Source organism: Rhodoblastus sp. (genome assembly GCF_041915505.1).
In the GTDB taxonomy this organism is placed as follows: Bacteria; Pseudomonadota; Alphaproteobacteria; order Rhizobiales; family Beijerinckiaceae; genus Rhodoblastus.
Genome location: NZ_JAYSBG010000111.1, coordinates 1 through 10,041, shown reverse-complemented (window position 1 = coordinate 10,041; position 10,041 = coordinate 1). Strand labels below are relative to the sequence as shown.

The window sequence follows — 10,041 nt, the reverse complement described above, 5'->3', positions numbered from 1 at the left end:
TCAGCCACTGCAACGATTCCATCGGTCACGTAGCGGTTGACTCGTCCGGTCGCCAGCCGTTCGCTCGGACGGTAAGATCGGACATTGGCGATGACGCAACAACGCTGAAGCTGTTCGATGATGAAGTCGCGCTCCTCGTTGGTGTCCGCATCCGTCGCGTGGGTGATCTGGAAGCTCAGGCGGGTCAGCGAAAATCCCGTGTCCTTGGTGCCGGCGCCGATCCAGAGCACGCATTCGTCTTCGGATGGTCGACGTGTGTCGAGCCAGAAGGACGGCGTATCCAGAGTCTGTTCCGCGCGTTCAAGGGATAAAGCCCAGAAGCGAATGTGATGCCGCTTGCGCGGACTGTCGCCAATCGGCTGCTGGAAGCCGATATCCTGGCCTCGGCCGAACAAATAGAGCGTGCTGAAGGGCGCCTTCGGATAGGGTTCGTTGAGGAGGAAGGCGCGGACCATCCGCGCCGAACTGGCAAGGCCGAGCGCATCGGCTTCCGACCAGCCGGCGTCGGCGAAAGCGCTGCGGAGCTGGCGCATCGTGCCGATCAGCACGAGATTGACGGGATCGCCCGGCAGACCATCGCCGGTGATCGTATAGCTCGGCACGCGGCCACGCTGAAGGATCCGCAGTCCAATGCGAATGGCGCGCGGCAGGACCACATAGGCTGCAAGGCCATAAGTGACGGCGACGGCGAACGCCACGGGAAGGCGCTGGTCTGCGAAGTCGAAGACCACGAAGGCGATCAGCCAGACGGTCACGACCCCGAGCGCGAGAATCAGGAGGCGCTGGAAGAGAAGCTTGACCCACCTCATCCTGATCCTCCGGTTAAGCCCCCGCGCCGCGTTGCAATGGAAACCTCAAGCGAATAGCGGCGGGCGCCCCCTCACTCCGCCAGCGCCGTCAAAATCCGCGCCCAGCTTCGCGCGCCCTTCTGGAACGAGGACAATTCATATTTCTCATTGGGCGAATGGATTCGGTCGTCATCGAGGCCGAAGCCGACCATCAGCGAATCCATTTTCAACTCGCGCTTGAACAGGCCGACGATCGGGATCGAGCCGCCGGAGGCCGCCAGCACCGCCGGCTTGCCCCATTCCGTTTCCAGAGCGCGGCTGGCGCGCTGGATCGCCTCGGAGCGGAACGGCAACGACAGAGCCGGGCTTGCGCCATGGCTGATGAATTCGGCCTCGCAATCATCGGGCAGGCTTTTGCGCACATGTTCGCGGAAGGCCTCGACAATGGCCTGCGGATTCTGCTTGCCGACCAGCCGGAACGAGAATTTGGCGCTGGCCTGCGCGGGCAGCACGGTTTTCGAGCCCTGGCCGGTATAGCCGCCGATGATTCCGTTGACGTCGCAGGTCGGCCGCGCCCAGATCTGCTCCAGCACGGAATGATCCGCCTCGCCCGCCGGGACGGACAGGCCGACCTCGCCGAGAAAGGCCGCCTCGTCGAAATCGAGCGCCGCCCATTGCGCCTTGATCTCCGGCGGCAATTCGGGAACGTCGTCATAGAAGCCGGGCAAAGTGATCCGGCCGTCCTCGTCATGCAGGCCGGCGATGATCCGCGACAGCACATGGATCGGATTGACGGCCGCGCCGCCGAACATGCCGGAATGAAGATCGCGGCTGGCGGCCTTGACGACCACCTCCTCCAGCACGAGGCCGCGCAACATGCAGGTGATCAGCGGCGTGTTGCGATCCCACATATTGGTGTCGCAGACCAGCATGATATCCGCCTTCAGCTCCTTGCCATTGGCGGCGAGAAAGGCGGGCAGCGAGGTCGAGCCGGATTCCTCCTCGCCCTCGAACAAGAGGGTGACATGGCAGGGCAGGCCGCCATTGGCTTTCATGGCGCGGCAGGCTTCCACGAAAGTCATCAACTGGCCCTTGTCGTCGGCGGCGCCGCGCGCGACGATCTGCTCGCGGCCCGGAGCGGCCTCAACGAGGACCGGCGCGAAGGGATCGGCCTTCCACAAATCCAGCGGATCGACCGGCTGCACGTCGTAATGGCCGTAGAACAGCACGTGGGGCGCGTCGGGGCGCGTCGCCTTGGCCTTGGCGACCACCATCGGATGGCCGGCGGTCGGCCGCGATGAGGCCTCGAAACCCAGCTCCCGGAGTTGGCCGACCAGCCAATCGGCGGCGGCGGCGCAATTCGGCGCAAAAGCGGGATCGGTCGAGATGGATTGGAAGCGCAGCAGCGCGAACAGCCGCTCCAGCGCGCCCTGACGGTCGGCGTCGAGCGCGGCGAGCGCTTTATCGAGATTGGACATGACGGCTCCTGCCTGAATCGGCGTATAAATTATCAGCGCGCAGAGGGCGCGTCACGCCTTACAGCGGAGGCCGGGCTATGGTCGAGATTCCGAAAGGCTGGAGCGGCGACGACAGCCGTATCGCCAAGACTTTCCAATTCGCCGGTTTCGCCGAGGCTCTGGCCTTCATGGTCGAGGTCGGGCTCTTTTGCGAGCGGACGGACCACCATCCGGAATGGAAAAACATCTACAACCGGGTCTGGGTCGAATTGACCACCCATGATGCGGGGAAGGTCACCGAAAAGGACCTTGCCCTCGCCGCCCATATGGACGGGGTTTTTTCGCGCGGAAAGAAATAATCGGAAAAAGGATCATTCCGCTGCGCTGATCGCGGCGAGGCGGTTGCGGGCCTGTTCGCGCGGGCCGGGCAGGTGGACGCAGACCTTGGCGCCTTCGCCCGGGCGCGATTCGATGCGCAATTCGCCGCCATGAAGCTCGACCAGCGAGCGCGCGATGGCGAGGCCGAGGCCGGGGCCCTTCATGCCGTCCTGCATCAGCGGCGAGCTTTGCTCGAACGGGCGGCAGACCAGCGCCAGTTCGGCCTCGCTCATGCCGCAGCCGCTGTCCTCGACGACAATGTCATGGGCCGGCCCCTGACGAGTGGCGCGCACCGCGATGCGCCCGCCCTCTGGCGTGAATTTCAGCGCATTTTTCATCAGGATGCCGATGATGCGGACGAGCAGGTCCGGGTCGGCGAAGACGCGGCTGTCGGCGGGGGCGTCGCATTCGACGGTGACATTCTTGGCCTCGGCGGCCGGGCGATGGGCGTCGACGGCTTCCGAAAGCGTCGGCGCGAGGTCGATCTCGCGCGGCTTCAGCGCCACCTGTCCGGCGTCGAGCCGCGACATTTCCAGCACGTCGCTGATGACGCCGTGGAGATATTCGCCCGATTGGCGGATGTGGTTGGCGTATTCCACATAGCGCGGATTGCTGATGTCGCCGAAGAACTGCTGCTCCATCACTTCCGCGAAGCCGATGATATGGGTCAGCGGCGTGCGCAATTCGTGGCTCATATTGGCCAGGAAATCGGATTTGGCGCGATTGGCGGTCTCGGCGGCGGCTTTCTGCTCCAGATAGCGCTCGGCCAGCTCCGCGAGTTGCTGCGCCTGGAATTCCAGCGTCTGGCGGGATTTGCGCAGATCGGCGACCGTGGCCATCAGGCGCCGCTCGCTGTCGAGCAATTGCTGTTCGTGCTGTTTCAGCGCGGAAATGTCGGCGCCGACCGAAACATAGCCGCCGTCCTTGGTGCGGCGCTCGTTGATCTGGAGCCAGCGGCCGTCGGCGAGGCGGGCCTCGTAGACGCGGCCGGCGCCGTCGTCGGGCAGGGCCTGGGCCTGTTCGGCGAAGCTGCGCGAATGGGCCATGACTTTGGCGTAGTGGGCGCCGGGCGCGGTGCATTCGACGGGCAGGCCGTGGACGCGCTGGAATTTGGAATTGCACAGGACGAGGCGGTTCTCCGCGTCCCACAGCACGAAGGCCTCGGAAATGCTCTCCACCGCGTCGCGCAGACGGAGATCGGCGGCGGCGCTGCGTTCGGCCAACCGCACCTGTTCGGATATGTCGACGGCGATGCCGACCAGATGCGGCGCGCGCTGGCGGCCTTCATGGATGACCTGGGCGCGCGCCCGGATCCAGATCCATTCGCCATGAGCGTCGCGGAGGCGGAAGGCGTGGTCGATCGCGGCGACGCGGCCGGAGGTGAGCTGTTCGGCGGTGTCGCCGAGGTCGCTGTCGTCCGGATGCATCAGCTTGCGCACGTCGCCGAAGGAGAGGAATTCGCCGGTCCGCGCCATGTCGAGCATTTCATACATCGAATCGGACCAATAGATCCGGCCGGTGGCGAGGTCCCAGTCCCACAGGCCGCAGCGGCCGCGATTGAGGGCGGCGTCGATGCGGTTGCGGATGCGGGCGCGGTCGGATTCGGCATCGATGGCGCGGCTCGCCTGGGCGAAATAGGCATAGGCGACGATGGCCATCACCGCCGCCGTGGCGAGGAGCAGGATGGCGGAGCGCCAGGCGGCGGAGCGCCAGTCGGACAAGGCGCTGTCGATCGGCTGGATGACGGCGAGCTGGCCGAAGGGCGCGTCGAGATTGCGGACGGTGGCGAGCGTCTCGGCGCCGCTCGGCAAGGTGAGGCGCATCGGCCCGGCCTTTTCGGCGAAGACGGTGAGCGGCTGCGCCGAACCGAGATGGCCGGTGAGAGGGCCCGGCGGAATCGCGCCGGCGGGCAGCGCGGCCAGAACCTGGCCGTCCGCGTCGGTCAGGGCGAAGATGCGGCCGCGGGTCGAGAAGCGCCCGAGCGCGGAATCGAGGATCATGGCGGCAGGCGCGCCCGGCGCGGCGCGGCGCGCGGCGGCGTTGACGTCTTCCGCCGCGACCCGGCCGACCATTTCGAGTTCGGCCAGCGCGTCGGGAACCACCTTTTCATAACTCTGCATCGCGACCTGGGCGGCGACGCCGAACAGGGTCAGCAGAAACAGAACGATCATCGCCGGAACGGCGCTGTGGAGCAGGGGCTCCAGCCGTTCCTTGGGCGACAGGGGCGCCATCGGCGCCAAGGCGTCATCGGCGGCCTGCGCGGGATGGGCTGGCTGAGGGGGAAAGAGTTGCGTCACCGTGGCGCCGCCTTCGTGAGGGGAGGCGGCGCCGGCCTGTTTCCGGGGGGTGTTGTGCGGGGTCGATGCATCGAGACATAACGGTGCATCGGCTGCGTTCGCACGCGCCATGACACGCTCCCACTGTAGTGAATTGAGGCGATTCGGGGCTTAACAGCGACGCCCCCGAATCAAGATCATTCGAATCCCAAGCCTGATTTTTGTCCAGACTAATTTTTCGTTAATGACGGCAAAATTGGGGAGTGAATCTTCCTTGCAACACCCGCCGGGTTGCAGGGCTCAGGTCGACGGGAAGCGACGTTTTTCGGATGAAAAAGAGGGGATAACAATGAATTGGGTCGGTTTGTGAAGGACGGCGCCGCGGCGCCGTCCTGTCGCCTTTGTTTCGGGCCTCGCCGCCGAATTCGGGCGAAAATGGCGCGGAAACAAGGCGAACTCGCCTCCGCGCGCGAGGTCTTTTTTGGCAGGTCAGGCCAAAGCGCGCGCCACGATGTCGCGCACGTCCGGCGAGAGTTTTTCATGCGCCGCGACGCTTTCCAGCGCCTCTTTCGCCTGCGCCCGGCGGCCGGCTTCGAGATTGCGCCAGGAGCGGAAGGCCGAGAGCAGCCGCGCCGCGACCTGCGGATTGATCTCGTCGAGCTGCAGCGCGGTTTCGGCGACGAAGCGGTAGCCGGCGCCGTCGGCGGCGTTGAAGCCGACCGGATTGGCATTGGCGAAGGCGCCGATCAGCGCGCGGACGCGATTGGGGTTGGTCAGGCTGAAGGCGTGGTTGTGCATCAGCCGCCTGACCCGCGCCAGCGTCTCCGGCTCGGGGATCATGGCTTGCAGCGAGAGCCACTTGTCGATGATCAGCGGCTCCTCGGCATGCGAGCGGAAGAATGAATCCAGCGCGCGCTCGCGCTGCGGCGTGGCGTGGGCCGAGAGCGTCGCCAGCGCGGCCATCTGGTCGGTCATATTGGCGCCGGCCTGGAACTGGCGCATGGCGATGTCGGAGCCTTCGTCCGGATGGCCGGCGGCGTAGAGATCGAGGCAGAGGTTGCGCAAGGCGCGGCGACCGGCGCTGGCGGCGTCGGGCGAATAGGGCGCGTCCGACGTCAGGCGCTCATAGACATTGAGCAGGCGCTGGTCGAGCAATTTGCCGATCTCGGCGCGCAAGGCCCGGCGCGCCATGAAGATCGCGTCCGGGTCGACGTCCGAGCCGATGTCGCGGGCGATGTCGGCCTCGCTCGGCAGGGCCGCCAGTTGCGCGGCGAAGGCTGGGTCGGCTTCGCCGGCCTCGATCGCCGCGCCGAGCGCCTCGGCGAAATCGGCGTTGAAATCGGGCAGCTCGCCGGCGCGGATCAATTGCGTCGAGCGGATCAGCAGGCGCGTGGCGAACGTCTGCGCCGCCTGCCAGCGATTGAACGGGTCGCTGTCGTGAGCCAGCACCAGCAGCAGCTCGTCCTCGCTCAAGGCGAGGTCGAGGATCGCCGGGCTCGAGAAGCGCCGCAGCAGCGAGGGAACCGGCTTGGCCGGCACGTCGGTGAAGGTGATGCGGCGGGCCCTGGTCGAAAGCTCGATAATGCCGAGTTCGGCCTCCCTGGCGTCGTTGGGATCGGCCGTCTTCAGTACGATATCCTTGCCGTCCGCGCCGAGCAGGCCGAACCGGATTGGCATGACGAAGGGCTTCTTGTCAGGCTGGCCGGGGGTCGGCGGCGTCTCCTGCGCGAGGTCGAGCACATAGGTCCTGGCCGCCGCGTCATAGGTTCCGCGCGCGGTGAGCCGCGGCGTTCCGGATTGATTGTACCAGAGGAAGAATTGCGACAGGTCGCGGCCGGCGCTTTCCGCGAAACAGCCGATGAAATCCTCCACCGTCGCGGCCTTGCCGTCGAAGCGCTGGAAATAGAGCGCCATGCCGTTGTGATAGGCGTCATGGCCGATCAAGGCGCGCAGCATGCGGATGATCTCGGCGCCTTTCTCATAGACGGTCGCTGTGTAGAAATTGTTGATTTCATTGTAGCTGTCCGGACGCACATTATGCGCCAGCGGGCCGGCGTCCTCGGGGAATTGGCTGGAGCGCAAAGTCCGCACATTGGCGATGCGGCCGACCGCCCGCGAGCGCTGGTCGGCGGAAAATTCCTGATCGCGATAGACGGTCAGGCCTTCCTTGAGGCAGAGCTGGAACCAGTCGCGGCAGGTGATGCGATTGCCGGTCCAGTTGTGGAAATATTCATGCGCCACCACCGTCTCGATGCCGGCGTAGTCGTTGTCGGTCGCGGTTTCCTGGACCGCGAGGATATATTTGTCGTTGAAGACGTTGAGGCCCTTGTTCTCCATCGCGCCCATGTTGAAATCCGGCACGGCGACGATGTTGAACACGTCGAGATCATATTCGCGGCCATAAACGAATTCGTCCCAGCGCATGGCGTGGATCAGGCTCTCCATCGCATAATGGGCGCGGTGCTCCTTGCCCTTCTGCACATGGATGGCGAGCTTCACCGGGCGGCCCGAGGCGGTGACGAATTCCTCCTCGATCGCGCCGAGATCGCCGCCGACGACGGCGAACAGATAGCTCGGCTTGGGATGGGGGTCATGCCAGACGGCGTAATGGCGGCCGTGGGCGAGTTCGCCGCTTTCGACCGGATTGCCGTTGGAAAGCAGCACCGGCGCGTCGGCCTTGTTGGCCTCGATGCGCACGGTGAACACGCTCATCACGTCCGGGCGGTCGAGATAATAAGTGATGCGCCGGAAACCTTCGGCCTCGCATTGCGTACAATAGGCTGAGCCGGAGCGGTAAAGGCCTTCGAGCCGGGTATTGGCGGAGGGATCGAGCAGGGTCTCGACCTCCAGCGTGAACGGCCGCGCCGGCGGATGAGCGATGGTCAGGCTGTCGGGCGTGGCGACTTCCGAGAGATCGAGCGCTTCATTGTCGAGCAGGGCGCGGAAGGGCCGCAGGTCGCCGCCGTCGAGCTTCAGCGGCGCGCCGGGAACGCCCTGAGGGTTGGGGCGCAGCGCCAGTCGCGAGATGACGCGGGTCGCGACGGGATCGAGGCTGATGTCGAGATGGACCGAGTCGATCAGATAATCGGCGGGACGGTAATCGGCGAGACGGATAGGCTGGACGCGAACGGCTTCGGGCTTGTCGGACATGACGCCTCTTCGGAGGTTGCGGGCGCCGGGCCCGGCGGCGGGTAATCCTGTTGTCTATTTAGGCCCGCCTCGCCCGAATGACCATGCGACAAAAGAGAATTTCCGCGCGCGGCTTGACCGGCGCCCGGGGGCGGGGGAGAAAGAAGAGGAAGAAGGGGCGCGCGATGCACAAGATTCGCAGGATTTGCGTCTATTGCGGCTCGTCGGCGGGCGCCGACCCGGCATTTCTGGCGGCGGCGCGCGATTTGGGGCGGATTTTCGCCGAAAACGACATTGGCCTCGTCTATGGCGGCGGCGATCTCGGCCTGATGGGCGCCGTGGCGCATTCCGTGCTGAGCGCGGGCGGCCATGTCACCGGAATCATCCCGCATTTCCTGCAAAAGCGCGAAAACATGCTCGAAAGCGTGCAGGAATTGCTCGTCGTCGACGACATGCACGAGCGCAAAAGGCTGATGTTCGAAAAGGCCGACGCCTTCGTGGCTCTGCCGGGCGGCATCGGCACGCTGGAGGAGCTGGTCGAGCAATTGACCTGGGTCCAGCTCCAGCGCCACGACAAGCCGGTGTTGATCGCCGATATTGCGGGCTTCTGGGCGCCGCTCCTGTCCCTGCTCGGCCATATGCGCGAACTGGGCTTCATCCGCCCCAATCTGGAGGCGCGCTATCTCGTCCGCGACAGGGTGGAGGACATCCTGCCGGCTCTGTGCGAGGCGGTGGCGGAGCGAAAAACGCCGCATCTGGCGCTGCGGCCAGAGTTCTAGATCATTGTTATAACGCGTTTTCTTTACGCGAACCGGCATCCACTTCGCTCGAAAACGCTATGGCGGACAGCCTTCATTCGTCCCACATCATATCCGGGCCGATATAGCCGCGGTCGGTCAGCACGACCCAGCTCTGGCCGCGCCGCTCGATCCGTTCGACCATGGCGCCGCCGGGCAAGATGTCGCCGGGTTCGACTTCCTCGATCCGGCCGCCGCCTTCGACCAGGGCCCGGCCGGGACCGATATCGCGGACCACGAATCCGCGATAGGGACCGGGGCCTTCCGCGGCGCGCGCCGTCGAGGTCTGTTTGATGATCGCCTGGGCGTTGGCCTGAATCTGCGCCGGGCGGGGCAGGGGCTTCGGGATCGAGGCCGTCGGCGTCTTGTCGATGTTTTCTTTCTCTTTCGCGGCCTTTTCGGCCGCCTGGGACTGGATCTTCTCGATCTTGGCCTGCAATTGCGAGGCGGACGAGGCCGCGTCGGCCTTTTCGTCGGCCAGGCTCTTCTGCAGCGAGGCGATGGTGGCGTCGGCGCTGCGGGATTTCTGCGCCTGGGTTTCGAGCTTGCTCTTCAAATTCTCGACATGGACGCGCAAGGCGGCGAGTTCCTGACGCTGCGCCTGGGCGGCGTTGAGCGCCTCGGCCGCCTTGATGGCGACGGGATCAACCGGGGGCGGGCCGAAATAACCGCCGATCTTGTCGGCGGCCGCCAGGCCAACGCCGAGCGTCAGCAGCAGCACGCCGGCGGAAGCGGCATAGGCGCGCCATTTGGCGCGGCGCCGGTAAACCGGCTGGAATTCGATTTCCGGCGCTTCGGTCCAGCGCTGGTCGGCGGAAGCGTCCCATTCGCCGTTCCAGCCGCCGTCCCCGTACGGAGCGGACGGGTTCCGGCTCTGCGGCGCAGGTTGCGGGATCAGATTTGGCATGGGCGGCTCCGCGCGGGGCGTTTGCCCCTCTCATCTGCCGCTATTTTCGACGGTTCGGCTTAACCTGCGATTAATGACGCCAGTATTTTCGCCGCGGCTGTGGCCGATTCGCCTCAGCCTGTCTCGCGCGTCGGCTTTCCTGCTTCAGCTCTCCTGCGCTGCAGGGCCGGGAAGCCGCGTCAACAAGGCGATCAGCGCGCGGTCCTGCATCAGGGCCAGGCGCTCCTTGTGGTGCAGCCATTTCACGGCGTCGTCGATGGTGTCGGCGTCGCTCAGCTTGGCCACGGCCATGGCCCGCTCCGGCGTGAT

The 10,041-nt window shown here is 65.6% G+C and carries 7 protein-coding genes; 2 read left to right on the top strand and 5 right to left on the bottom strand.

All coding sequences use genetic code 11. The annotated features are described in order from the left end of the window. Both ACE3S9_RS09030 and ACE3S9_RS09025 read right to left on the bottom strand, forming a co-directional pair. Positions 1-809, bottom strand: an 809-nt coding sequence (locus tag ACE3S9_RS09030; RefSeq protein WP_374546118.1) for an LssY C-terminal domain-containing protein, incomplete at its 3' end; no start/stop codon positions are given. Between the two features lie 71 nt (positions 810-880). Beyond that, positions 881-2,266, bottom strand: coding sequence for a M20/M25/M40 family metallo-hydrolase (locus ACE3S9_RS09025; RefSeq protein WP_374546117.1), 1,386 nt, complete (start codon positions 2,264-2,266; stop codon positions 881-883). Positions 2,267-2,343: 77 nt separating this feature from the next. Between ACE3S9_RS09025 and ACE3S9_RS09020 the strand changes: the two genes are divergently transcribed. After that, positions 2,344-2,604, top strand: a complete 261-nt coding sequence (locus ACE3S9_RS09020; protein ID WP_374546116.1) for a 4a-hydroxytetrahydrobiopterin dehydratase — start codon at positions 2,344-2,346, stop codon at positions 2,602-2,604. 12 nt (positions 2,605-2,616) lie between these two features. Here ACE3S9_RS09020 and ACE3S9_RS09015 read toward each other — a convergent pair whose 3' ends face one another. Both ACE3S9_RS09015 and pepN read right to left on the bottom strand, forming a co-directional pair. Continuing rightward, on the bottom strand, positions 2,617-5,031 hold the full coding sequence (locus tag ACE3S9_RS09015) for a PAS domain-containing sensor histidine kinase (RefSeq protein ID WP_374546115.1): 2,415 nt from the start codon (positions 5,029-5,031) through the stop codon (positions 2,617-2,619). 357 nt (positions 5,032-5,388) lie between these two features. Continuing rightward, positions 5,389-8,049 carry an aminopeptidase N gene (pepN, locus tag ACE3S9_RS09010; RefSeq protein ID WP_374546114.1) on the bottom strand — a complete coding sequence of 887 codons (2,661 nt, stop codon included), beginning with the start codon at positions 8,047-8,049 and terminating at the stop codon, positions 5,389-5,391. A 164-nt stretch (positions 8,050-8,213) separates the two neighbouring features. On the opposite strand from pepN, the gene ACE3S9_RS09005 reads away from it, so the two are divergent. Continuing rightward, positions 8,214-8,807: a TIGR00730 family Rossman fold protein gene (locus ACE3S9_RS09005; RefSeq protein WP_374546113.1), complete on the top strand. Its 594-nt coding sequence runs from the start codon at positions 8,214-8,216 to the stop codon at positions 8,805-8,807. Positions 8,808-8,880: 73 nt separating this feature from the next. Here the strand turns inward: ACE3S9_RS09005 and ACE3S9_RS09000 are convergent, their stop codons facing one another. After that, positions 8,881-9,732: a hypothetical protein gene (locus ACE3S9_RS09000; protein ID WP_374546112.1), complete on the bottom strand. Its 852-nt coding sequence runs from the start codon at positions 9,730-9,732 to the stop codon at positions 8,881-8,883. Positions 9,733-10,041: the final 309 nt, after the last annotated feature.

What these genes read in the sequence shown, in the direction of transcription:
- ACE3S9_RS09025 (WP_374546117.1), bottom strand. Translation starts at nt 2,266, where the DNA reads ATGTCCAATCTCGATAAAGCGCTCGCCGCGCTCGACGCCGACCGTCAG.
- ACE3S9_RS09020 (WP_374546116.1), top strand. Translation starts at nt 2,344, where the DNA reads ATGGTCGAGATTCCGAAAGGCTGGAGCGGCGACGACAGCCGTATCGCC.
- ACE3S9_RS09015 (WP_374546115.1), bottom strand. Translation starts at nt 5,031, where the DNA reads ATGGCGCGTGCGAACGCAGCCGATGCACCGTTATGTCTCGATGCATCG.
- pepN (WP_374546114.1), bottom strand. Translation starts at nt 8,049, where the DNA reads ATGTCCGACAAGCCCGAAGCCGTTCGCGTCCAGCCTATCCGTCTCGCC.
- ACE3S9_RS09005 (WP_374546113.1), top strand. Translation starts at nt 8,214, where the DNA reads ATGCACAAGATTCGCAGGATTTGCGTCTATTGCGGCTCGTCGGCGGGC.
- ACE3S9_RS09000 (WP_374546112.1), bottom strand. Translation starts at nt 9,732, where the DNA reads ATGCCAAATCTGATCCCGCAACCTGCGCCGCAGAGCCGGAACCCGTCC.